The sequence below is a fragment of the Streptomyces sp. DH41 genome (assembly GCF_029813785.1).
GTDB lineage: Bacteria > Actinomycetota > Actinomycetes > Streptomycetales > Streptomycetaceae > Streptomyces.
In genome coordinates this window covers 1-22,968 of record NZ_JARVKY010000025.1, presented here as the reverse complement: position 1 = coordinate 22,968, position 22,968 = coordinate 1, and the positions used below count along the sequence as shown (strand labels likewise).

Below are 22,968 nucleotides of genomic sequence, written 5' to 3'. Positions count from 1 at the left end.
CAGGCCTCCCGTCCGGACTCAGTGCGCGGGTTCGGCGATGTGCTGGGTGCCGATCCGCTTGCGGAACACCCAGTACGTCCAGCCCTGGTAGAGCAGGACGACCGGCGTGGCGATCGCGGCCAGCCAGGTCATGATCTTCAGGGTGTAGGGGCTGGACGAGGCGTTGGTGACGGTGAGGCTCCAGTCCGCGTCGAGCGTGGACGGCATGACGTTCGGGAAGAGCGTCAGGAAGAGCATCGCCACGGCGGCCACGATGGTGACGCCGGAGAGCGCGAACGACCATCCCTCGCGCCCGGCCTGGTTGGCCATCAGGGCCACGACCAGCGCCGCCACGGCCACCACCAGGGCGACCAGGCTCTTGCCGTCCCCGCTGTCGACCTGCGTCCAGACCAGGAAGGCCAGGGCCAGCACGGCCGTGAGGAGGCCGACGCGCAGCGCCAGCGCCCGGGCCCGCTCGCGGATCTCACCGACGGTCTTGAGCGCGGTGAACACCGTCCCGTGGAAGGTGAACAACGTCAGCGTGACGAGACCGCCGAGGAGGGCGTACGGGTTGAGCAGGTCCCAGACGGAGCCGACGTACTCCAGCTCACGGTCGATCTTCACTCCGTGGACGATGTTGCCGAAGGCCACGCCCCACAGGAACGCCGGGAGCAGCGAGGTCCAGAAGATCGCGGTCTCCCAGTTGCGCTGCCATCTCTCCTCGGGGCGCTTCACCCGGTACTCGAAGGCGACACCCCGGACGATCAGGCAGACCAGGATGACCAGCAGGGGCAGGTAGAACCCGGAGAAGAGCGTGGCGTACCACTCGGGAAAGGCGGCGAAGGTCGCGCCACCGGCCGTGAGCAGCCACACCTCGTTGCCGTCCCACACGGGACCGATGGTGTTGATCAGCACCCGCTTCTCGGCCCGGTTCCGGGCGAGCAGCTTGGTGAGCACACCGACCCCGAAGTCGAAGCCCTCCAGGAAGAAGTAGCCGGTCCACAGGACGGCGATCAGAACGAACCAGACGTCGTGCAGTTCCATGACTGTGCAGCTCCCTCGGGCCTAGTACGAGAAGGCCATCGGCTTGTCGGCGTCACGGAGGTCGCCGCCGATCTTCGTGGGCGGGTTCAGGTCGGCCTCGGTGAGCTCGGGCGGGCCCGCTTTCACGTACTTGGCGAGCAGCCTGACCTCGATGACGGCGAGGATGGCGTAAAGCGTGGTGAAGACGACCATCGAGATGATGACCTCGGTCTGGGAGACACCGGGGGAGACCGCGTCGCGGGTCTGCATCACTCCGTAGACGACCCAGGGCTGCCGGCCCATCTCGGTGAAGATCCAGCCCCAGGAGTTGGCGATCAGCGGGAACGCCATCGTCCACAGGGCCACGAGCCAGTACAGGCGGGTGAGTCTGGTGCCGAGCGGCTTGCGCAGCAGCACCAGGTGCGGCACCTCGTCCTCACCGCTCCGCATGGCCGCCGGCAGCATGAACCTCTTCCGCGTCAGCCACAGGCCCAGCAGGCCGAGGGAGAAGGACGCCATCCCGAAGCCGATCATCCAGCGGAAGCCCCAGTAGGCGACGGGGACGATGGGCTTGTAGTCACCGGGGCCGAACTTCTCCTGCAGCGCCTTGTTGGTGTCGTTGATGCCGGGCACGTAGGAGTCGAAGTCGCTGTGGGCGAGGAAGGACAGCAGTCCGGGTATCTCCAGGGCGACCTTGTTGTGCCCCTCGTCGACGTCCCCGTAGGCGAACACGGAGAAGGGCGCCGGCTCCTCGCCGTCCCACAGGGCCTCGGCGGCGGCCATCTTCATCGGCTGCTGCTCGTACATGACCTTGCCGAGGGTGTCGCCGCTGACGGCGGTGAGCACGCCGCCGACCGCCAGGGTGACCAGGCCGAGCCGCAGCGATGTCCGCATCACCGGGATGTGCTTCTTGCGCATCAGGTGGAAGGCCGCGATGCCGACCATGAAGGCGCCGCCCGTCAGGAAGGCCGCCGAGAAGCTGTGGAACACCTGGTTGAGGGTGGTGTTCTGGGTCAGGACCGCCCAGAAGTCGGTGAGTTCGGCGCGGCCCTTCTCCTCGTTGATCCGGTAGCCGACGGGGTGCTGCATCCAGGAGTTGGCCGCGAGGATGAAGTACGCCGACAACAGCGTGCCGATCGAGACCATCCAGATGCAGGCCAGGTGGATCTTCTTGGGCAGCTTGTCCCAGCCGAAGATCCACAGGCCGATGAAGGTGGACTCGAAGAAGAAGGCGATCAGCGCCTCGAAGGCGAGCGGGGCGCCGAAGACGTCGCCGACGAAGCGGGAGTAGTCGGACCAGTTCATGCCGAACTGGAACTCCTGCACGATGCCGGTGACGACACCCATCGCGATGTTGATCAGGAAGAGCTTGCCCCAGAACTTGGTCGCTCTGAGGTACTTCTCCTTCTCCGTGCGGACCCAGGCGGTCTGCAGTCCGGCCGTGAGGGCGGCCAGCGAGATCGTCAGCGGGACGAACAGGAAGTGGTAGACGGTCGTGATGCCGAACTGCCATCGCGCCAGCGTCTCCGGCGCCAGAGCCAAGTCCACGTCGTCAGTCTCCTTACATCGCCACAGCGCCGTGGTCAGCGGCGTTTTGCGCGTGTATGTCACACCTATCTCGGGCGCAACCGGGACACGCTTGTGAACGCGTTCACATTCACAAGCAATTATGACGTACAGCTTTTCGACACCGGAAGGGGGGTCCCCTGTGACGTCAACCCCTTGGCGGGAACCTCAACGCCTTGCTGAATCAGCCATGCGGCGGAGGGCGTGTCTCGTGGGGCGAAGGGGGTGCTTCGGCCCAGGTGTGCCGGTTTCACGTGAAACCGGCACACCTGGGCCGTCTCTGCACAGCGACCTGCGCGTACGGCGGCGTGCGCGCAGGCGACTACGTAGGCGTACACATAGGCGTACACATAGGCGTACACATAGGCGAGTGACCCGCGCGACGGCGGCGGGCCTACAGCTCCTTGCGGAACTCCTCCGACACCTTCAGGAAGATGTCGTTCGCCTCGTTCTCCCCGACCGTCACCCGCACGCCCTCGCCCGGGAACGGCCGGACGACCACGCCGGCCTGCTCGCAGGCGTCGGCGAAAGCGACCGTGCGCTCCCCCAGCCGCAGCCACACGAAGTTGGCCTGGGTCTCCGGCACCGTCCAGCCTTGCGCGCGCAGCGCGTCGACCACGCGCGTGCGCTCGCACACCAGCGAACCGACCCGGCCGATCAGCTCGTCCTCGGCTCGCAGCGAGGCGATCGCCGCCTCCTGCGCGATCTGGCTCACCCCGAAGGGCACCGCCGTCTTGCGCAGCGCCGCCGCCACCGGCTCATGGGCGATCGCGAAGCCGACCCGCAGGCCGGCGAGTCCGTACGCCTTGGAAAAGGTGCGCAGAACACAGACGTTGGACCGCTCACGGTAGATCTCGACACCGTCCGGCACCTCGGGGTCGCGGATGAACTCGCGGTAGGCCTCGTCGAGAACCACCAGCACGTCGCTCGGCACCCGGTCGAGGAACCGCTCCAGCTCCTCGCGCCGCACCACCGTGCCCGTCGGGTTGTTGGGGTTGCAGACGAAGATCAGCCGGGTCCGGTCGGTGATCGCGGCCGCCATCGCGTCCAGGTCGTGCACGTCACCCGGCGTCAGCGGCACCTTCACGGACGTCGCGCCGCTGACCTGCGTGATGATCGGGTACGCCTCGAAGGAGCGCCAGGCGTAGATCACCTCGTCGCCCGGGCCCGAGGTCGCCTGGATCAGCTGCTGGGCCACACCTACAGAGCCGGTCCCGGTGGCCAGGTGGGAGAGGGGCACGCCGAACCGGTCCGACAGTTCGCTCATCAGGGACGTACAGGCCATGTCCGGGTACCGGTTGAAGGACGCGGCCGCGGCCGTCACCGTCTCCATCACGCCCGGCAGGGGCGGATAGGGGTTCTCGTTGGAGGACAGCTTGTAGGCCTCCGGGCCGTCGGTCGCGGCGGGCTTTCCCGGCTTGTAGGTGGGAATCCCCTCCAGCTCGGCGCGCAGCTTGGGGCTCGTCTCGCTCACCGCAGTCCTCCTCGTGACCACCACCGGAATCGAATACTTCTCACCCTATGAGGATTCGGCGCCGCCGCGTATAGGGGAGGCCAGGCCTCATCCGTCACACTGACCTCAGAGGAATCAGGGGCATCAGCACACGAAGGCGCACGATTCGGGGGCGCGCCGCACATATATCTACGCGCCGGTGGCTCGCGCCGTGGCGCGCATCCCCCGTGCAGGTGAGTTGAGACCTCTTCGCAACATCCACCACTTGGCAGGCCCTCACTGTTCGACACGCCAGGTACGGGGGTTCAGAGGCTCAAGTGGCTTACTTTTCAAGGCCATTGCTGCTTTATGATCTTGCAGAAACGTGACTGTCAACGCATGCATATGCGTCCGCCCTACCCCACCCCATGAGCCCTACTATCGGCTCGCCATGACAGCAGCAGGGAAGCACCAGGTGAGCCGCGCGGAAACCTCACGTCGAGGCAGTCGGCCGGGCCGGGCGGGCATCAGGGACGTGGCCGCCGCCGCCGGAGTATCCATCACTACCGTCTCCGATGCCCTCAACGGCAAGGGCCGACTCCCGGATGCCACCCGGCGCCATGTGCGCGAGGTCGCCGACCGACTGGGCTACCGGCCCTCGGCCGCCGCCCGCACGCTGCGCACCGGCAAGTCCGGACTCATCGGCCTGACCGTCACCACGTACGGGGATGAACCTTTCACCTTCACCGAGTTCGCGTACTTCGCCGAGATGGCGCGCGCCGCCACGTCCGCGGCGCTCGCCCGCGGCTACGCCCTCGTCATCCTCCCGGCGACCTCCCGTCACGACGTGTGGTCCAACGTCGCCCTCGACGGCACGGTCGTCATCGACCCCTCCGACCACGACCCGGTCGTCAGCGAACTGGTACGCCAGGGTTTACCGGTCGTCTCCGACGGCCGCCCGGCCGGCTCACTCCCCGTCACCGCCTGGGTCGACAACGACCACGAGGCCGCCGTCCTCGGCATCCTCGACCACCTGGCCGACGCCGGGGCCCGCAGGATCGGCCTGCTCACCGGAACTACGACCGACACGTACACCCGTCTGTCGACCACCGCCTACCTGCGCTGGTGCGAACGCGTCGGACAGGACCCGGTCTACGAGGCCTACCCGGCCCACGATCCGTGTGCCGGCGCGGTCGCCGCCGACCGACTGCTCGCCCGCCCCGACCGGCCCGACGCCGTCTACGGCCTGTTCGACCCGAACGGCACCGACCTGCTCGCCGCCGCCCGCCGCTACGGCCTGCGCGTACCGGAGGACCTGCTGCTGGTCTGCTGCAGCGAATCCACCGTGTACGCCAGCACCGAGCCGCCCATCACGACCCTTTCGCTGAAACCCCGCCGCATCGGCACGGCGGTGATCCAGGTCCTCATCGACGCCATCGAGGGGCTCGACTCGGATCAGCCGGTCGAGCAGGTGATACCGACCGAACTGATCGTGCGTACATCGTCGCAGCGCCGCCCGCCCCGTACGACGGTCAGCCCTCCGCGGTCACCCGAGGGCGAGTAGGGCCGCCCCCGGGCACGCGGACACGCGGAACCGGCCGGTAGGCACTGCGGGAACAGGGGCAGTGCCCCGCGGAAGCGGAGGCAACCCTGCCCCGGCACGAGGGCACGTCGCGCGAGCACGGCACGCCCGCGGCGGCACGTCGCGCGGCCACGGCGGCGAGGAGGGCGGAGGCGGCGCCCGGCGCGTCCCGGGGCATGGTCGAGCCGCCGTCACGGATGGGCGAAGCCGGGCCCAATCGGGGCGAAAGCCACGGCGAACCGGAGTCCTGTTCTGATTCACCACCCCTGGGTCATCACACAGCGCGATCCGCATTCCTATGATGGGCCCACACACCGCGGGCCGCTGCGACCAGGCAGTCCGAAGCGGTGCAGATGCGGCGCGATGGTGGAGGGGTCGATGACTCAGGGGGCCGGTCAGGGACCCGAGGTGGAGCGGACCGCGACGGTACGCGACTTCCGGGTGCCCGCGTACGTCCACGAGGCCGCTCCGTACGCCGCCACCGGCACGCGTGCGAGCGAGGCCGCGCCGCCCTCCGAGGAGGGGTACGAGGAGGCTCTCCCGGAGGGGTACACCCCCACTCAGCGGGATCTGCCCGTCATCCGTCGGGGTGACACGGTCCAGGTGCCCGTCGACCCCGAACCGGTCCAGGTGCAGCAGTCCCCCAGGGGCCAGGGCCCGCTGTTCGTCGTCGGCGACGTGCACGGCTACCTCGACGAGCTGCTGGCCGCCCTTCGGGAGAAGGGCCTCATCGACGCCGCCGGGCAGTGGTGCGCGGGCACCTCCCGCCTGTGGTTCCTCGGTGACTTCACGGACCGCGGCCCGGACGGCATCGGCGTCATCGACCTCGTGATGCGGCTGTCCGCCGAGGCCGCGGCGGCCGGCGGCTATTGCAAGGCGCTGATGGGCAACCACGAGCTGCTGCTGCTCGGCGCCAAGCGATTCGGCGACACACCCGTCAACTCCGGCGCGGGCACCGCCACCTTCCAGGCGGCCTGGCTGCTGAACGGCGGCCAGAAGACCGACATGGACCGACTGCAGGACCACCACCTGCAGTGGATGGCCCGCCTCGACGCCATGGAAGAGGTCGACGACCACCTCCTGGTCCACTCGGACGCCACCACCTACCTCGACTACGGCCGCTCCATCGAGGAGGTCAACGACACCGTCCGCGAGGCGCTCACGCGCAACGACGCGGAAGAGGTGTGGGACCTGTTCCGCAAGTTCACCAAGCGTTTCTCCTTCCGGGACGAGGGCGGCGCCGACGCCGTACGCTCCCTGCTGGACACGTACGGCGGCACCCGGATCGTTCACGGCCACAGCCCCATCCCCTACCTGCTGGGCGAGGTCGGCTCCGAGGACGGCGAGGACGACACGCGTACCGTGGTGGAGGGACCTCACGTCTACGCGGACGGACTGGCCATCGCGATGGACGGCGGCGTGACCATGGCCGGAAAGCTGCTGGTCCAGCAACTGCCGCTCGACGTCTGACGGTTCACCGGAGCGCTTCCACCGCGGTCGCGTCCCCACAGGTCGGCACCCAATTTCTGGAAACCCCCTGTCACCGCCCACCGTCACCGCTCTACCATCGGCTTATCCGTAGCAGGCTCCCCTCCGTTTCTGCCCGACGGCTCGTTGGCATGCGAGCCCCAAGCCCTACGGAGCATCGGGGGATGCACATGAACAGCGTTCCGCAGTACCTGTCGAACGAGGACCGCAAAGAGTACGAGCGGATCCTTGACGAGGCGCTGCGCTCCGCACCACACCGCCCGGAACTGGCCGCTGTCGGACAGCGGCTCAACCACGGACAACTGCGCACCATGGCACTCAACGCCACCGCCCTCATCACGGCGGCGGCCACGACCGAGTACCAGCATTACGTGAAGGTCCGCGAGGAACTGCGTCATCCGGCACCGCCCGCCCCGTCGTCGTCCACACGCGAGTCCGGCTCCGACGAGCCGGGCACGGGCGCGGTGGGGCTCGCCGCCACCATGGGTGAGGTCGCCGAGGCGACCGGCGCGGGTGCCGTCGCCGTCGTCGCCGTCCTGGCACCCGTCCTGGCCGGCACCGCCGCGGCGATCTTCCTGCTCGTCGGGTACATCCTGAAGATGCTCGATCCGGGTCAGGCCTTCGCGCAGACCATGCTCACCACCGGATGGGTGTTCGGCGCCGTGACCGCGGTGGCCATCCTCGTCGCCGCGGTGGGCCTGCTGCTCACCGCGCTGCGCAACCGCCCCTCCGCCGAGTCCCACTTCTACGACGAACGCGACGAGGAAGTGGTCCGGGCCAGGAACGCCTGGCACGACGCCCTGCTGGAACGCGGCATCCTGCCGTTCCTGCGGGAGGCCCTGGCCGACCCGAGCACGACGGCACCGCACCGTACGGGCCTGGCGAGGCCGACCAGCCGCATGCCGCACCTCGGCTACGGCCGTCCCGGCTTCACGAGCCCCGACGGCGGCCCCGAGGCCGGTCCGCGTCCGCGCTACTCGAGCCCGGACTACAGCAGCCCGGACTTCGGCGGCCCGGAACACCGGCCCGAGTAGCCACCGGCCAGGGCGGGCAACGGATCAGAGAATGCCCGCCCGGCCGGCGGCAGTGATCCAGGCCGGGAACTCGGACAGCAGACGGTCGTACAGCTCCGGGTCCGGGACGGTGCTGATGTCGTCCACCGCGAAGAAGCCGACGTTGTCGACGCGGCGGCCCGGCAGGGTGTCGAACCGCTCGAGCACCCCGTAGTTGGACCGCCCCAGCCCCACGAACTGCCAGAAGACGGGCTCCTCCACCGACTCCCGCAGCTCCCGCTCGATCTCGGCGTTGCGGTAGACACCGCCGTCGGAGAAGAACAGCACCAAGGTCGGAGCCGACGCCGGGTTGTCCCGGACGTAGGCCCGGACCTCGGCGATCACCTTCTGCTCCTCGTTCTGGATGCCGACCGCCCGCATGTCGACCTGCTCGGGGTGCAGGCCCTTCTTCCGGCCGCGGCGGAACAGGCTGATCTCCCCCACGCGTACGTGCAGCCGGAGCCAGTCGGGGAGGTCTCCCAGGCGCAGGTCGGGCAGCCGGGCGGGGTTCGAGGCGAAGGTCCATGCCTGCATCTCACCGTCGTCGTCCAGCTGCGCGGCGACGGCGGCCATCCGCTCCACGACGTCCGTGACCACGCCCTTGGAGTAGAGGAAGGACATGGACCCGGAGGCGTCGAGGACCAGGATGACGCGTGCGGTGGCACCGGCCGCCCCGTGCTTGGTCAGGCTGACCGCGACCTGTTCCTTGCGCAGGGACAGTCGCTTGCGCATGTCCACGGGAAGCCGTTCCTCACCCTTGGTGAGGCGGGGCCCGGAGCCAGTGGCCGCGTGCGGCGCAGGCCTGGCTGCGTGCGGCGAGGCCGGCGCGGTGGGCGGAGCAGACGGGGCCGTCGGCTCGGGCGGTGCCGGGGGCACCGGGGATGCCGTTGGTGCCGGAGGCACCGGGGACGTCGGTGATGCCGGGGGTGCCGGGGGCGTGAGCGGTGGGGAAGCCGGGGTGGTGGGCACGCCAGCCGGGGGAGTGTCGTCCACACTGATGCCGAAGTCGGTGGCCAGCCCCGCGAGGCCGGAGGCGTACCCCTGCCCGACCGCGCGGAACTTCCACTTCCCCTGGCGCCGGTACAGCTCGCCGCCGACCATCGCGGTCTCCGTCCCGGCCGTGATGTCGAACCGGGCCAGCTCGGTGCGGGTCCCGGCGTCCAGCAAGCGCAGTGACAGCCCCCGGACCTGACCGAACGTCCCGCCGTCCGCCGAGGCGCACAGGGCGATGCGGTCGACGGCCGATTCCACCGAGCGCAGGTCCACCTCGACGGCATCGGTCGTGACACCCGCGCCGGTACCGTGGCCGTCCTGCTTGCCCAGATACACCACCGCGTCGGACGCGTGGCGAGGCTGGTTGTAGAAGACGAAGTCGCCGTCGTCCCGGACCCGTCCGGCCGGGGTGAGCAGCAGTGCGGAGGCATCGACCTCCGGCACCCCCGGACCGGCGGACCAGACGAGTTCGGCACGCACCGCGGGGGAGTCGACGGCGAGGTTGGCGCCCTTGCTCAGGGAGGTGGCTGTCATGCGCCCAGTCTGCCCAGCAGAGCCCCTCGGTGGGGAGAGGGCAGACCCCGGCGACCGCTCCCGCCCCCTTCACCCGCCTGCCTCACCTGGCCTCATCCGGACTTACCCTCATCCGGCCCCAGTGTTACCTCCCGAAGGGCCCGCAACCGCTCACTGAGCACCTTTGCCGACAGCTCGGGGGACAGGCACTGAGCGGCCCCGTCGCACGTACACAGGGCAGCTCAGCGTGAGGTCGCAGCGGGGGATGCTCAGTCGGCCAGCGGCAAGTACACCCTGTTCCCGCTCGCCGCGAACTCCTTCGACTTCTGGGCCATGCCCTCCTCGATCTCGGCCTTGCTGCCTCCGTGCTCACGTCGGATGTCCTGGGAGATCTTCATCGAGCAGAACTTCGGCCCGCACATGGAACAGAAGTGGGCCGTCTTGGCGGGCTCGGCCGGCAGCGTCTCGTCGTGGAACTCCCGCGCCGTGTCCGGGTCGAGAGCCAGGTTGAACTGGTCCTCCCACCGGAACTCGAATCGGGCGTCCGACAGCGCGTCGTCCCATTCCTGCGCGCCTGGGTGCCCCTTGGCGAGGTCGGCGGCATGGGCGGCGATCTTGTAGGTGATGACGCCGGTCTTGACGTCGTCACGGTTGGGCAGGCCCAGATGCTCCTTGGGCGTGACGTAGCAGAGCATGGCCGTGCCCCACCAGGCGATCATCGCGGCACCGATGCCGGAGGTGATGTGGTCGTACGCCGGCGCGACGTCCGTCGTCAGCGGCCCGAGCGTATAGAACGGAGCTTCATCGCAGATCTCCTGCTGAAGGTCGATGTTCTCCTTGATCTTGTGCATCGGGACATGGCCCGGGCCCTCGATCATGGTCTGAACGTTCAAACGCTTGGCGATCCGGTTGAGTTCCCCGAGCGTGCGCAACTCGGCGAACTGCGCCTCGTCGTTGGCGTCCGCGATCGAGCCCGGCCGCAGGCCGTCGCCGAGTGAGTACGTGACGTCGTAGGCGGCGAGGATCTCGCAGAGCTCCTCGAAGTTGTCGTAGAGGAACGACTCCCTGTGGTGCGCCAGGCACCATGCCGCCATGATCGAGCCGCCGCGCGAGACGATGCCGGTCTTGCGGTTCGCGGTGAGCGGCACGTATGCCAGGCGTACTCCGGCGTGGACCGTCATGTAGTCCACGCCCTGCTCGGCCTGCTCGATGACCGTGTCCTTGTAGATCTCCCAGGTCAGCTCCTCGGCCCGGCCGTCTACCTTCTCCAGGGCCTGATAGAGCGGCACTGTCCCGATGGGGACGGGGGAGTTACGCAGCACCCACTCGCGTGTGGTGTGGATGTTGCGGCCGGTGGACAAGTCCATGACCGTGTCGGCGCCCCATCGGGTCGCCCAGGTCATCTTGTCGACCTCCTCCTCGATGGAGGACGTCACCGCCGAGTTGCCGATGTTGGCGTTGACCTTCACCAGGAACCTCTTGCCGATGATCATCGGCTCGATCTCCGGGTGGTTGACGTTGGCGGGAAGCACGGCCCGGCCGGCTGCGATCTCCTCACGGACCACTTCCGGCGAGACGCTCTCCCGCACGGCCACATACTCCATCTCGGGCGTGATCTCGCCCCTGCGTGCGTACGCGAGCTGCGTGACCGCGTTGCCGTCCCTCCCCCGGCGCGGCTGACGCGGTCGTCCGGGGAAGACGGCGTCCAGGTTGCGCAGACCGCCACGCGGAGTGGTGTGCTTGATTCCGTCGTCCTCGGGGCGAACGGGACGGCCCGCGTACTCCTCGGTGTCGCCGCGGGCGATGATCCAGTTCTCACGCAGCGGATTCAGCCCCCTGCGGACATCGGTGTCGACGAGCGGGTCGGTGTACGGGCCCGAAGTGTCGTACAGCGTGACCGACTGCCCGTTGGTGAGGTGCACCTGGCGAACCGGCACGCGCAGGTCGGGGCGCGAGCCCTCGACGTACGCCTTGTGCCAGCCGATGGACTTCCCGGCCTCCGTGGGCTCCTCCTGAGCGGAGTTCTGCGTGGAGGCAGGCGTGCGTGCGTCCTTGATGGTCATGAGACCTACTCCCTACGCCGGCATTACCCGGTAACAGGTTCGGCGGTCGACGCAGCGGCTTCCGTCTGCCGACGCTTCGTGGGGAACATCACTTGGGTTCGGTGACGTTTCCCGTGAAACATCGCTGGGACGGAGGTCAGCGCCCTCTCAGCCCGGTGCTCCGAGCTCCCGCGTGTACAAAGGTGCCTCCACGCTAGCGTCAATTCGGGCGCGGTGAACAGAGGGCCCTCCACGTTCTTGCGATGATCGGCCGGTGACCACACCGCAGCATCCCCCGTTTCCGCCGCACGAGCCCCGCCCCGGACCGAGCGCCGAGGACCACAGTCGCCGTGAAGCCGGGCACGCCCCCACCGGTTCTCACGGCGCGGGCGGTGGCAGACATGACGTGAGCGACGGGCCCGGTACGGGCGGTGGGCACAGTGCGGGTGGTGGGCACGGCGCGGGCGATGGGCGCGGTGCCGGAGACGGACGCGGGGCCGACGGTGGGCATGGTGCCGGAGACGGCGGTTCCGGGGGCCACGGGGGCGGGGGTGGGGGCGGGCACGGGCATGCGCACGCCCATGGGCACGGACCGGCGGCGCCCGTCTCCCGGCACCTGAGAAAGGTCATCGCCGCGGTCCTCATCCCGTTCGCCGCGGCGGTGCTGATCGGGCTCGCGGTGCTGTGGCCGGGCGGTGCCCCGCCGCACGAACGCACCGGGGTGGGCTTCGACCGGCAGACGGAGAAGGGCACCGTCACCAAGGTGGTCGAGCTGAGCTGCCAGGCCGTCAACGCCTCGGGCGTCCCCCCGACCGGCGACACCTCCACCGCCGAGGGCTCCTCCGCGGTGCAACAGGCCAACGGCGACTGCAAGCGGGCGACGATCCGCGTCGACAGCGGCGACGACAAGGGCCGCACGTTCACCGAGCTCGTGCAGCCGGACCAGTCACGGCAGTTGCGGCAGGGGCAGAAGGTCGTGGTCGCCTACGAGCCCTCCGCGCCGGAGGACCTGCAGTACTCGGTGACCGACATCAATCGTCGGCTCCCGATGGCCCTGCTCGCCGGCATCTTCGCGCTCGCCGTCGTGGTCGTCGGACGGCTGCGGGGCCTCATGGCCCTGGTTTCGCTGGCCATGAGCTTCCTGCTGCTGAACTTCTTCATCCTGCCCGCGATCCTGCAGGGATCGAACCCGCTGGCCGTGGCGGTGGTCGGGTCCAGCGCCATCATGTTGATCGCCCTGTATCTGTGCCACGGCCTGTCGGCACGCACTTCCGTGGCGGTACTCGGCACCCTGATCTCGTTGTTGCTGATCGGTGTTCTCGGGTCGCTGTTCATCGGCTGGGCCGCGCTGACCGGGAACACGGACGACAACACCGGTCTCATTCACGGCCTGTATCCGACGATCGACATGAGCGGCCTTCTGCTCGCCGGCGTCATCATCGGTTCGCTCGGTGTCCTCGACGACGTGACGGTCACCCAGACCTCGGCGGTCTGGGAACTGCACGAGGCCAATCCGATGATGGGCCGGCGCGCGCTGTACCGCGCGGGCATCCGTATCGGACGAGACCACATCGCCTCGGTCGTCAACACGCTCGTCCTCGCCTACGCGGGTGCCGCGCTGCCGCTGCTGCTGCTGTTCTCGATCGCGCAGAGCGGTGTGGGGACGGTCGCCAACAGCGAGTTGGTCGCGGAGGAGATCGTGCGCACGCTGGTCGGCTCGATCGGCCTGGTGGCGTCCGTTCCGGTCACCACGGCCCTCGCGGCCCTCGTCGTGTCGGCCGATCGGCCGGGCAACCGACCGGCCGACCGTCCGGCGGCACAGGCCTCCGGGTCGACGCCGGGTACGGGTGCGGCTCCCGTGCGCGGACGGGGCCGCCGCCGTAAGCGCTGACTCCTCGGCGGACGGCCCTGGCGAAGCGTTACGCCAACGCTGTGGAGCTGCCGTAACGGTTCAGCCCGCGCTCTGTTCCTCCGCCAGGATGCGGTCCAGGGCCTCGTCGAGGTGGGCGTCGAAGTCGGCGAGCGCGCCCTCCTGCCCCAATGGCACCAGCTTGTCGGTCCGGTCGAGGAACGCCACCAGGGGCGCCGCGGACGAACGGAACAGCGCATGGTCGCTGCCGACCTGAAGCCGGATCAGCACCTCGGCCAGCGGCTCGGGATCGACCGGGGCGATACGCACGTCACCGTCGCCGCACGGTCGCCCCACCCCGTCGACCAGCAACTCCCGGCCGAAGGCCCAGGTCACCGGCGCGTCCCCGGGCAGGTGGAAGGTCAGTCGCACCGCATAGGGATCACAGGTCTCGTAGCGCAGCTCCACGGGAATGCGGAAAGAGAGCTCCTCGGACACGAGAAAGCTCATCATGACCTCTGCCTGTACGGACTCGCCCATCGCCTACCCCGTCATTCGCCGTCGACTGTCCGGGAATCAAACCTCTAACACTGATGGCATCTTGCTTAACGTACACACCAGATCACAAGGAGTGAGTTTTCAGATACTGATAGAGATCGCGAGTGACCCCAGAAGCCGTCCCACCTCGTGCTGCAGCCGGTCCGCCGCGGGCAGCAGCCGACCGGCCTGTTGGAGGGGCAGGGAGATGGCCATCGTCGCCGCCGTGGTGCCGACGGTGATAGGAATCGCCGCGCAGACCGTCCCCAGGGCGTACTCCTGGCGTTCGGTCACCGGCGTCATCCGCCGCGTGCGTTCCAGTCGTTTCAGCAGGCTGTGTCCGTCACGCACCGTGTAGGGCGTGACCGGCTGCACCGGGTACCGGTCCAGGTGGTCGCGGCGGGCATCCTCGTCCAACTGCGACAGCAGGCACTGCCCGATGGCGTGCGCGTGCCCGGTCTCACGGAAATCCGCCCACTCCTCGACCGCCGGATTGCCCGGCGTGTCGGAGACGCACCTGATCTCGATCTCGCCGTCACGGTACATGGCGTAGTAGACGGGGACGCCGATCGTGTCGCGCATGTGTGCCAGCGCGTCGACCACCGTGCTGCGACGTTTCTGCTCGGCTCCGCTGCTGCTCAGCCGCTCGGCGGCCTCGCCGAGGAAGAACAGGCCCTTCTCCCGGCGCAGATACCCCTCGTGCACCAGGGTGCGCAGCAGGTGGTACGCCGTGGGCAGCGCCAGTCGCGCCTCACGGGCCAGTTGCTTGGCGGGGGCTCCGTACTCGTGCTCGGCGACGCACTCCAGAAGGCGCATCGCCCGCTGCACGGAGCCGATGAGGGTCACGGTCGGAGGACCCGCGGGGGGATCCCCGGCGGGTGTCCCAGGCGTCGAGTGGGGCTGCACGGGCAGTGCGTGCAGCGGAACGAATGCGGTGTCGGCCGTGGCCAAGGGGCACTCCCGGAACGCGAGGGGGCAGCCCGTGCGGGGAACACGGGTGGGGGTGTACGCCACTCGCGGGGTCGCCCCCGCGTGGAGTTCCGGACTCTAATCGCCGGTCACCGCTCGCCGACGGCCCGTCCGGGAAACTTCCCTCGCGCGAGGGAACCGGCGATTCCTGTTACCGCCACCGGTTCCCCACGGCTCTCACCAGTCGCTGCGTGACGAAGAGCTCGACATGAACTTGCGTACGACGTAGATCAGTCCGCCGACGAGTGCGACGAAGACCAGCAGCTTGAACAGCAGTCCGATCACGAAGCCGACCACACTGGCGATCAGCCCGCCGAACACGACCAGGGCGATGACCGGCACCGCGATCCACTTCACCCACCACGGCAGTCCCGTGAAGATCTCTCGCATCGCCCTCGTCCTTACCTCTCTGCCCGTTCGAGTGCCGGTTCCTCGGATGGCCCGGTGTCCCTCTGGGAATCTTCTGTTGTCCTGCACTCGATGCTAGGGCCGCGAGGGTCCCGGCAGGGCCCTCGCATCCCTTGTCTCCCCCTGACCGATCCCCTAGGGAACCCCGGGGTCGCGGCTCAGCTCTCGGGCGGAGAGAACACCACCAGAACCCGCAGGTCCTCGCTGATGTGATGGAACTTGTGCGCGACCCCGGCCGGCACGTACACCACGCTGCCGCGGGCGACCTGGGTCGTCTCCATACCCACGGTGATCGCGGCCCGCCCGCTCACCACGAAGTACACCTCGTCCTGCCCGTGCGGCTGCTGCGGGTCGGCCGTACCCGCGTCGAGGGCGTACAGACCGACCGACATGTTCCGTTCGCGCAGGAACTGCAGGTAGGCACCGTCATTGGCGGCACGCTCCGCCTCCAGTTCGTCCAGCCGGAATGCCTTCATCGCCTCGTCCGCCCCTGCCTCACCGTTCGTTTCCGATCGCGTCTGCCACGATCAGACACATGAAGAATTTCCTAGTCAAGACGATCGCCAACGCGGGCGCCCTCGCGGTCGCCGTGTGGCTGCTCGACAAGATCACTCTGACCGGGGGCGGCACCGGCGAGAAGGCCGCCACCCTCATCGTCGTCGCCCTGGTGTTCGGCCTGGTGAACATGCTGGTCAAGCCCATCGTGCAGCTACTGACCTTCCCCCTGTTCATCCTGACCCTCGGGCTCTTCACGCTGGTGGTCAACGCGCTGATGCTGCTGCTCACGTCGTGGCTGGCCGACAAACTCGACCTGAGCTTCCACGTCGACGGGTTCTGGACCGCCGTCCTCGGCGGCCTGATCATCTCGATCGTCTCCTGGGCCCTCAACGCGTTCCTGCCCGACAAGGACTGATCCCGATGACCTACCGCGTCTGCTTCGTGTGCACGGGCAACATCTGCCGATCTCCGATGGCCGAGGCCGTCTTCCACGCGCGCGTGGCGGACGCCGGGCTGGACGGCCTGGTCGTGGCCGACAGCGCCGGCACCGACGGCTGGCACGAGGGCGAGGGCGCCGATCCCCGCACCGTGGCCGTCCTGGAGGAGAACGGCTACGGCGTCGCCCACACGGCCCGCAGGTTCCAACCGTCCTGGTTCTCCCGCCTCGACCTCGTCATCGCCCTCGACACCGGCCACCTGCGGGCCCTGCGTCGCCTCGCGCCCACGGAGCAGGACGCGGCCAAGGTGCGGCTGCTGCGGTCCTACGACCCTGCCGCCGACCGTGGCGACCTCGACGTGCCCGACCCCTATTACGGGGGAGTCGACGGCTTCGGGGAGTGCCTTGAGATGGTGGAGACGGCGAGCGCCGGACTGCTCGCCGCGGTACGCGAGCAAGTGGAAGGACTGGCGGCATGAGCTGTTCCGCTACGAACGACGAGGCCGGTACGGGCGCGGAGGGGGTCCTCGCCGGCGCCGGTGACGGCACGCGCGCGGTACGGGCCGGACTGCCCGAGCCCGTCAAGCACGAACCGACGCTGCCCGGTCCCGTGTTCGCCGCCCACTTCCATCTGCCGGGCGAGCCGACCGGTCCGTACACCTACGGCCGCGACGAGAACCCGACCTGGACACTCCTCGAGCGCGCCATCGGCGAGCTGGAGGCGCCCGGGCAGGACAGCGTCGAGACACTCGTGTTCGCCTCCGGAATGGCCGCGATCTCCTCGGTGCTCTTCTCACAGCTGCGTGCCGGTGACGCGGCCGTCCTGCCCGACGACGGCTACCAGGCGCTGCCGCTGGCCCGGGCCCAGCTGGAGGCGTACGGCATCGAGGTACGCACCGCGCCGACCGGCGGGGACGCCCAGCTCGACGTCCTGGACGGAGCGAAACTGCTGTGGATCGAGACGCCGTCGAACCCCGGGCTCGATGTGTGCGACGTCCGGCGGCTCGTCGAGGCGGCCCACGCGCGTGGCGCCCTGGTCGCCGTCGACAACACGCTCGCCACGCCCCTCGGACAGCGACCGCTGGAGCTCGGTGCTGACTTCTCCGTAGCCAGCGGCACCAAGCAGCTCACCGGGCACGGCGACGTCCTGCTGGGCTACGTGACCGGCCGGGACGCCGGGGCGATGGCCGCCGTACGACGCTGGCGCAAGATCGTCGGTGCGATCCCCGGCCCCATGGAGGCCTGGCTCGCCCACCGTTCGATCGCCACCCTCCATCTGCGTGTGGACCGGCAGAACGCCACCGCGCTCAAGGTGGCCGAAGCCCTCCGGACGCGGCCCGAGATCACCGGACTGCGCTATCCGGGACTGTCCGACGACCCCTCGCACACGATCGCCTCGCAGCAGATGCTGCGCTATGGATGTGTCGTCTCCTTCACGCTGTCCACGCGCGCGCGTGCCGATCGTTTCCTCGACGCGCTGCGGCTCGTGGACGACGCGACCAGCTTCGGCGGGGTGCGGTCCACGGCCGAGCGGCGCGGACGCTGGGGCGGCGACGCGGTGCCGGAGGGCTTCGTCCGGCTCTCGGTCGGCGCGGAGGATCCCGAGGACCTGGTCGCCGACCTGCTGCGCGCACTGGAGGAATCAGCGGACTGACCGCCGCCGCACAGCCCCCGTGCCGTGTCCGGCCGCATACGACGGACGGTCCGAGCCTCCCCCCTCGTGGCTCGGACCGTCCTCCGGTTCCGCGCGCGAAGAACCGCGTGATTAAGGCTAGTTGACTCAGTGTCAGTGTCCAATCACCGTAGCGACAGCGACCTATCGACATATTTATAGTTGGGCGCGGCCGGAGGGCTGGAGGGGAACGGAAGAGGGAGAGGGTTTCTCGTGGACCTGGCCTTGCTGCGCACTTTCGTGACCGTGCACCGAGCCGGCTCCTTCACCCGCGCGGCGGCCCTGCTCGGCCTCTCCCAACCGGCCGTCACGTCGCAGATCCGCACCCTGGAACGGCAGCTCGGACGCCCCCTGTTCCTGCGGCAGGCCCGCGGCGTCACCCCGACGACCATCGGCGACGAACTCGCCCACAAGGTGGCCCCGCACCTCGACGCCCTGGTGGAGATCGCCGAAACCGGGGTGGACGACGACTCCTTGCTGAAAACCCTGCATCTAGCCGGTCCTCCCGAGTTCACCGCCGAGCGGGCACTTCCCCTACTCACCCGCCTCACCAGCGAGGACGGACAGGGTTTCGCTCTACGCGCTTCGTTCGGCAACGCCGAGGACACTCTCGAGGGACTGGCCGCCGGACATCACGATCTGGCCATCTGCACGGCCCGGCCGCGCGGCGCGCTGCTCACTGCGACTCCGCTCTGCGACGAGGAGCACGTCCTCGTCGCCGCGCCACGTTGGGTGGATCCCACCGACGCCGAAAAGCTCCGCCTCACCCCCGCGCCCGCTCTGGAACACATTCCCGTGGTCGAGGTGCACGAGTCGCTGCCCTTTGTCGCCCGCTACTGGGCGTCCGTCTTCGACACCCGCCCGGCCTCCCCTGGCACGGTCATCGCCCCCGACCTGCGTGCGGTGCTCGCCTGCACGGTCGCGGGAGCCGGGCTCGCCGTACTGCCCCGCTATCTGTGCGCCGAGGCACTGGAGCGCGGCGCCGTCGTCGCCCTGCATGAGCCGACGGTGCCTCCACTGCGAACCTATTTCCTGGTGGCGCGTACCGGTACGTTGGCGATGCCGCACATCGCCCGCGCCCATGAAGGGCTGCTGCGCGCGGCCGCCGACTGGAACTGAGCCGGCGCGCTCGCACGGTGAGCGCCCACGATGTTTCACGTGGAACCAACCGGGCCACATTTTCCCCATGACCGTCCGACCCGTGGTCAAGCGCACCGCCCGCGCCGTCCTCCTTGACGGCGACCACCTGATCCTGATCAAACGCACCAAGCCGGGTGTCGATCCCTACTGGGTCACTCCCGGAGGAGGAGTGGAGCCGGGCGACAGCACTGTCGTGGACGCCCTGCACCGCGAGGTGTACGAGGAACTCGGAGCCAAGATCACTGACGTGGTCCCGTGTTTCGTGGACACCGTGGAGCACATCGGCGAGGACGAGGGCGCGACCGGCGTGAAGGTGCAGCACTTCTTCGTCTGTCACCTGGAGTCCATGGATCCGGCCCTGCGCCACGGCCCAGAGGTCGACGAGCCCACGGGTGAGTACGAGATCGTCCGGGTGCCGTTCACCCGGGTCGGGATTGCCTCCGTCCACCTCGTACCGCTGTCGCTGCGGCACTATCTGGACGGCAACATCGAGGGCGTGCGTGCCATGCACGCCCCCGACCTCGGCTGACACCGGCGACGGGGGCTGCCGACCGGTACGCCGTCCGACGGGCGACGGGCGACGGGCGACGGGCGACGGGCGACTGTGCGCTCGGCCACAACGTGGCCAAAAGCTCGCGTGTTCCACCGGAAAGTGGTGGACGCGGACGGCTGTCGTCGGACAGCCTGACCTGCGTGCCGACACCTTCCCTCGCCTCTCTGCCGATCCGCCGTCTGACGCTCCGCGATCTCGCCGCCTGCGCCGACCTGTCCGAGGACCGGGGGTGGCCGCGCGAGGAGCACAAGTGGGGATTCCTCCTCACAGCAGGGAAGGGGTACGGCATCGACGACCCGGGGGGCGGTCTCGTCAGCGCCTGCACCATCACCGAGTACGGACCGCACGAACGTCCCTCCCTCGCCGCCATCGGCATGGTGCTGGTCGCCGAGCGGCATGCCCGCCAGGGCGTCGGACGACGGCTGATGCGTCACGTCGTCTCCGCGCTGGGCCCCACCCCCCTGACCCTGCACGCGACTCCCCACGGCCGACCGCTCTACGAGGAGCTCGGCTTCAAGGCCACCGGCCGGGCGGAGATGGTGCGCGGGCGTTTCACTCCAGGCGGACCCGAACCCCGGGTCGCCACGCGCGCGGCCACGGCCGAGGACCTCACCGCGATCCTCCGGCTCGATGAGGAGGTGTTCGGCGCCGACCGCACCCACATCATCACGCGGCTGCCGGCCTTCGCCGACCAGCTGCGCGTCGCCGAGGAGCACGGCCGGCTCATCGGGTACGCCGCGGCCTGGCCCAATATGGACACCCACGTCGTGGGTCCCCTGATCGCCCGCGACACCGATGCGGCCAAGGCTCTCATCGCCTCCCTCGCCGCCCGCACCGACCGTCCGCTGCGCACGGACATCGACGTACGGCACGAGGAGTTGCTGTCCTGGGCGAAGGCACACGGTCTCGTCTCCATCGCGCCCAATGTGGTCATGACGTACGGGATCACCGAGCTGCCCGGAGACTGGAACCGGCGGTTCGCACCGCTGACGGTGGCGGCGGGCTGACCTCGCGGCGGGCTTCCTCTCCTGCCACGACGACACCGGGGTTGGCCTCAAGCTCTGGAACGAGGCGTTCCGCCCATGACGCCGCCCTACGCCGTGCTCCCTCCTGCCGCCTCTGCGTAGGGTGCGGCCATGGGAGATCTTGAAATACGCGCCACCACCGAGGACGACATCCCAGCGGTCGTCGCGATGCTCGCCGACGACCCCCTGGGCGCCCAACGGGAGTCACCGGACGACCTGAATCCCTACCTGGCCGCGTTCGAACGGCTCAGCGCCGATCCGAACCAGCACCTCATCGTCGCTGTCCGCGGCGACCGCGTCGTCGGCACCCTCCAGCTGACGATCGTCCCCGGTCTGTCCCGGCGCGGCGCCACCCGCTCGGTCATCGAAGGTGTCCGCATCCACGCCGCCGAACGCGGCAGCGGCCTGGGCACCCAGCTCATCGAGTGGGCGGTCGACGAGTCCCGTCGGCAGGGATGCCACCTGGTACAACTCACCTCCGACAAGAGCCGTACGGACGCCCACCGCTTCTACGAGCGCCTCGGCTTCTCAGCCTCCCACACGGGTTTCAAACTCCAGCTCTGAGTGAACGCACCGCCTGCGCGGTCCTCCGCGGTGCCCTGTTTCACGTGAAACAAGGCACCGCGTCCAAGACTCTGGTCGAGATGCCTAGCCGATCCCTCGCCACCCCGCCGGGTCCACTCCTCCCGGCACAGGGGCCCCTTCGTCGTACGGCTGACGTGTGAACACGAACGATCCGAGGTCCAGGTGGCTCACGGAACCGTCCGGGCGCCGCACGGCTCGCAGAGATTCCCCGGCGTAGTAGCCCTCGAGCCCCGTCCACGTGCCGTCGCCGTTCGTCCGGAAGCGTGAGCGGCGACCATAGCCCGACAGCGGTTCCAGCGAGACTCCCCCATCCGCCGTCAGCCGCAGGGCGAAGGCGTGTGTCCCCCAGTACCACTGCCCGGCCAACTCCAGCACAGAGGTGTCGACTTCTCGCAGGGGGCGCCAGGGTTCGGGGATCCGGGGCTCCGCCTCGGCGACGATACGAACGAGATCGGCGCCGACCCCGGCCGGCAGTGGCCCGGACGTGCAGTTGGTCAGTACCACCGCGGCGACGTCGTCCTCCACGCTGATGGTGAGGTTCGCCAGGAAACCCGGCAGGGAGCCGGAATGCCCCACGAGCAGCCGCCCGTCCCAGCGCTGGATCTGCAGGCCGAGGCCGTACGCGGCGCCGTCCACGACATCCGCGGCCTCGGACGGCGCCGCGGGCTCCCGCATCTCCCGCACGGTCTCCGCGCTCAGCACCCTGTCGTCCCCCTTCGTCAGGAAGACGGCGAACCGTGCCAGGTCCGCGGTGGTGGACCAGAGCTGCCCGGCGGGGGCCATCCGCCCGAGGTCTTCGGCGGGCTCGGCCAGCATCACATCGGCCCACGGATGTACCGCCCAGCCACCGGCGTGGGGCATCAACGGGCGCCCGCTCGTACGGTCCAGACCCAGCGGTTCCAGCACCTCCCGCCGCAGGACCTCCTCCCACGGAGCACCGCGCAACTTCTCGACCAGCGCGCCGAGCAGGGTATAGCCAGGGTTCGAGTAGTGGTGCCGACGGCCCGCCGGATGCAGGAGCGGCTGCTTGCCCAGCACATCGGCGAGTTCGGGCCGCAGAGAACCCGGCGTCCGCTCCCACCACGGCCCGGGCGACTCGGCGGCCAGCCCGCCTGAGTGCGCCAACAGCTCGGCGATCGTGGCCTCGCCCGCCCCGGTACCCGGCAGGTATTTCTCCAGCGGATCCCCGAGGTCGAGCACACCCTCGTCACGCAGCCGCAGAACGAGAACAGCGGTGAACGTCTTGGTGATCGATCCGATCCGGTACTGCACGTTCTTGTCCGGGCCGTGCCCCTCGACCGAGGTCCGGGCTCCGTGCCACACGGCGTGCCCGTCCCGGACGACAGCGGCGACGAGCGACGGGGTGCGCCCTTCGGCCTGTGCCACGGCGATCCGGTGCAGCAGCGCCCGGCGGGTGGCGGGGAGCAACTCTTCCTGTTGTGTCGTCATACCCCCAGTTCATCGGCCCGGCTCCCCCACGTCGAGCCGATTTCCCCGCCTGTAGGATCTCGCGGCTCCTGTCATGCGGCGACGCTGTGACCAGGGCACTGTCGCGCTGTCTCACGCCGGGGCATCCGCTCGTTGTCTCAGCTCCGTGTCATTTCCTCTGCCTGCGGCCAGCGCGGC

At 69.3% G+C, this 22,968-nt stretch carries 21 protein-coding genes; 11 read left to right on the top strand and 10 right to left on the bottom strand.

Annotated elements, in window-relative coordinates:
* Positions 1 to 18: 18 nt before the first annotated feature.
* From cydB to hisC, 3 genes are all read right to left on the bottom strand, one after another.
* A complete protein-coding gene (gene cydB, locus QC283_RS31690; protein ID WP_279565184.1) occupies positions 19 to 1,023 on the bottom strand; it encodes a cytochrome d ubiquinol oxidase subunit II in 1,005 nt (334 codons plus the stop codon).
* A gap of 21 nt (positions 1,024 to 1,044) precedes the next feature.
* A complete protein-coding gene (locus tag QC283_RS31685; protein WP_279565183.1) occupies positions 1,045 to 2,550 on the bottom strand; it encodes a cytochrome ubiquinol oxidase subunit I in 1,506 nt (501 codons plus the stop codon).
* A gap of 412 nt (positions 2,551 to 2,962) precedes the next feature.
* Positions 2,963 to 4,042, bottom strand: coding sequence for a histidinol-phosphate transaminase (gene hisC / locus QC283_RS31680; protein ID WP_279565182.1), 1,080 nt, complete (start codon positions 4,040 to 4,042; stop codon positions 2,963 to 2,965).
* Positions 4,043 to 4,451: 409 nt separating this feature from the next.
* Between hisC and QC283_RS31675 the strand changes: the two genes are divergently transcribed.
* The 3 genes from QC283_RS31675 to QC283_RS31665 all read left to right on the top strand — a co-directional run bounded on the left by QC283_RS31675 (position 4,452) and on the right by QC283_RS31665 (position 8,104).
* A complete protein-coding gene (locus tag QC283_RS31675) occupies positions 4,452 to 5,564 on the top strand; it encodes a LacI family DNA-binding transcriptional regulator (protein WP_279565181.1) in 1,113 nt (370 codons plus the stop codon).
* A 381-nt stretch (positions 5,565 to 5,945) separates the two neighbouring features.
* Complete coding sequence (gene sppA / locus QC283_RS31670; protein WP_279565180.1) at positions 5,946 to 7,052, top strand: Ser/Thr/Tyr protein phosphatase SppA; 1,107 nt, start codon at positions 5,946 to 5,948, stop codon at positions 7,050 to 7,052.
* Positions 7,053 to 7,234: 182 nt separating this feature from the next.
* Positions 7,235 to 8,104 (top strand): hypothetical protein, encoded by an 870-nt coding sequence (locus QC283_RS31665; RefSeq protein WP_279565179.1) that lies wholly within the window; start codon positions 7,235 to 7,237, stop codon positions 8,102 to 8,104.
* Positions 8,105 to 8,128: 24 nt separating this feature from the next.
* On the opposite strand, the gene QC283_RS31660 is transcribed toward QC283_RS31665, so the two are convergent.
* Positions 8,129 to 9,649, bottom strand: a complete 1,521-nt coding sequence (locus tag QC283_RS31660; protein WP_279565178.1) for a VWA domain-containing protein — start codon at positions 9,647 to 9,649, stop codon at positions 8,129 to 8,131.
* Between the two features lie 248 nt (positions 9,650 to 9,897).
* Entirely contained in the window at positions 9,898 to 11,691 is a 1,794-nt protein-coding gene (gene thiC, locus QC283_RS31655) for a phosphomethylpyrimidine synthase ThiC (protein WP_279565177.1), read from the bottom strand.
* 253 nt (positions 11,692 to 11,944) lie between these two features.
* Between thiC and QC283_RS31650 the strand changes: the two genes are divergently transcribed.
* Positions 11,945 to 13,561 (top strand): YibE/F family protein, encoded by a 1,617-nt coding sequence (locus QC283_RS31650; protein WP_279565176.1) that lies wholly within the window; start codon positions 11,945 to 11,947, stop codon positions 13,559 to 13,561.
* Between the two features lie 60 nt (positions 13,562 to 13,621).
* Here QC283_RS31650 and QC283_RS31645 read toward each other — a convergent pair whose 3' ends face one another.
* The 4 genes from QC283_RS31645 to QC283_RS31630 all read right to left on the bottom strand — a co-directional run bounded on the left by QC283_RS31645 (position 13,622) and on the right by QC283_RS31630 (position 15,909).
* A complete protein-coding gene (locus QC283_RS31645; RefSeq protein ID WP_279565175.1) occupies positions 13,622 to 14,059 on the bottom strand; it encodes an SsgA family sporulation/cell division regulator in 438 nt (145 codons plus the stop codon).
* 99 nt (positions 14,060 to 14,158) lie between these two features.
* On the bottom strand, positions 14,159 to 14,884 hold the full coding sequence (locus QC283_RS31640; RefSeq protein WP_336620674.1) for an IclR family transcriptional regulator: 726 nt from the start codon (positions 14,882 to 14,884) through the stop codon (positions 14,159 to 14,161).
* A gap of 318 nt (positions 14,885 to 15,202) precedes the next feature.
* Positions 15,203 to 15,415 (bottom strand): DUF5326 family protein, encoded by a 213-nt coding sequence (locus QC283_RS31635; protein WP_007388908.1) that lies wholly within the window; start codon positions 15,413 to 15,415, stop codon positions 15,203 to 15,205.
* Between the two features lie 176 nt (positions 15,416 to 15,591).
* Positions 15,592 to 15,909 (bottom strand): cupin domain-containing protein, encoded by a 318-nt coding sequence (locus QC283_RS31630; protein ID WP_279565173.1) that lies wholly within the window; start codon positions 15,907 to 15,909, stop codon positions 15,592 to 15,594.
* Positions 15,910 to 15,968: 59 nt separating this feature from the next.
* Between QC283_RS31630 and QC283_RS31625 the strand changes: the two genes are divergently transcribed.
* From QC283_RS31625 to QC283_RS31595, 7 genes are all read left to right on the top strand, one after another.
* A complete protein-coding gene (locus tag QC283_RS31625; RefSeq protein ID WP_279565172.1) occupies positions 15,969 to 16,346 on the top strand; it encodes a phage holin family protein in 378 nt (125 codons plus the stop codon).
* Between the two features lie 5 nt (positions 16,347 to 16,351).
* Complete coding sequence (locus QC283_RS31620; protein ID WP_279565171.1) at positions 16,352 to 16,846, top strand: low molecular weight protein-tyrosine-phosphatase; 495 nt, start codon at positions 16,352 to 16,354, stop codon at positions 16,844 to 16,846.
* Positions 16,843 to 18,021, top strand: coding sequence for a cystathionine gamma-lyase (locus QC283_RS31615; protein WP_279565170.1), 1,179 nt, complete (start codon positions 16,843 to 16,845; stop codon positions 18,019 to 18,021). Before QC283_RS31620 ends, QC283_RS31615 begins: the two co-directional genes overlap by 4 nt.
* A gap of 231 nt (positions 18,022 to 18,252) precedes the next feature.
* Positions 18,253 to 19,158, top strand: a complete 906-nt coding sequence (locus QC283_RS31610; RefSeq protein ID WP_279565169.1) for a LysR family transcriptional regulator — start codon at positions 18,253 to 18,255, stop codon at positions 19,156 to 19,158.
* Positions 19,159 to 19,225: 67 nt separating this feature from the next.
* On the top strand, positions 19,226 to 19,708 hold the full coding sequence (locus QC283_RS31605; protein WP_279565168.1) for an NUDIX hydrolase: 483 nt from the start codon (positions 19,226 to 19,228) through the stop codon (positions 19,706 to 19,708).
* A gap of 164 nt (positions 19,709 to 19,872) precedes the next feature.
* Positions 19,873 to 20,739, top strand: a complete 867-nt coding sequence (locus QC283_RS31600; protein ID WP_279565167.1) for a GNAT family N-acetyltransferase — start codon at positions 19,873 to 19,875, stop codon at positions 20,737 to 20,739.
* Positions 20,740 to 20,868: 129 nt separating this feature from the next.
* Entirely contained in the window at positions 20,869 to 21,321 is a 453-nt protein-coding gene (locus QC283_RS31595) for a GNAT family N-acetyltransferase (RefSeq protein WP_279565166.1), read from the top strand.
* A gap of 84 nt (positions 21,322 to 21,405) precedes the next feature.
* Here the strand turns inward: QC283_RS31595 and QC283_RS31590 are convergent, their stop codons facing one another.
* Positions 21,406 to 22,791, bottom strand: a complete 1,386-nt coding sequence (locus QC283_RS31590; RefSeq protein ID WP_279565165.1) for a serine hydrolase domain-containing protein — start codon at positions 22,789 to 22,791, stop codon at positions 21,406 to 21,408.
* Positions 22,792 to 22,968: the final 177 nt, after the last annotated feature.

Excerpts from the sequence above, each read along its gene's own strand:
- QC283_RS31635 (WP_007388908.1), bottom strand. The coding sequence starts at position 15,415 with ATGCGAGAGATCTTCACGGGACTGCCGTGGTGGGTGAAGTGGATCGCG.
- QC283_RS31675 (WP_279565181.1), top strand. The coding sequence starts at position 4,452 with ATGACAGCAGCAGGGAAGCACCAGGTGAGCCGCGCGGAAACCTCACGT.
- QC283_RS31665 (WP_279565179.1), top strand. The coding sequence starts at position 7,235 with ATGCACATGAACAGCGTTCCGCAGTACCTGTCGAACGAGGACCGCAAA.
- QC283_RS31630 (WP_279565173.1), bottom strand. The coding sequence starts at position 15,909 with ATGAAGGCATTCCGGCTGGACGAACTGGAGGCGGAGCGTGCCGCCAAT.
- thiC (WP_279565177.1), bottom strand. The coding sequence starts at position 11,691 with ATGACCATCAAGGACGCACGCACGCCTGCCTCCACGCAGAACTCCGCT.
- sppA (WP_279565180.1), top strand. The coding sequence starts at position 5,946 with ATGGTGGAGGGGTCGATGACTCAGGGGGCCGGTCAGGGACCCGAGGTG.
- QC283_RS31615 (WP_279565170.1), top strand. The coding sequence starts at position 16,843 with ATGAGCTGTTCCGCTACGAACGACGAGGCCGGTACGGGCGCGGAGGGG.
- QC283_RS31595 (WP_279565166.1), top strand. The coding sequence starts at position 20,869 with ATGGGAGATCTTGAAATACGCGCCACCACCGAGGACGACATCCCAGCG.
- cydB (WP_279565184.1), bottom strand. The coding sequence starts at position 1,023 with ATGGAACTGCACGACGTCTGGTTCGTTCTGATCGCCGTCCTGTGGACC.
- QC283_RS31645 (WP_279565175.1), bottom strand. The coding sequence starts at position 14,059 with ATGGGCGAGTCCGTACAGGCAGAGGTCATGATGAGCTTTCTCGTGTCC.
- QC283_RS31590 (WP_279565165.1), bottom strand. The coding sequence starts at position 22,791 with ATGACGACACAACAGGAAGAGTTGCTCCCCGCCACCCGCCGGGCGCTG.
- QC283_RS31660 (WP_279565178.1), bottom strand. The coding sequence starts at position 9,649 with ATGACAGCCACCTCCCTGAGCAAGGGCGCCAACCTCGCCGTCGACTCC.
- QC283_RS31605 (WP_279565168.1), top strand. The coding sequence starts at position 19,226 with ATGACCGTCCGACCCGTGGTCAAGCGCACCGCCCGCGCCGTCCTCCTT.
- QC283_RS31620 (WP_279565171.1), top strand. The coding sequence starts at position 16,352 with ATGACCTACCGCGTCTGCTTCGTGTGCACGGGCAACATCTGCCGATCT.
- QC283_RS31625 (WP_279565172.1), top strand. The coding sequence starts at position 15,969 with ATGAAGAATTTCCTAGTCAAGACGATCGCCAACGCGGGCGCCCTCGCG.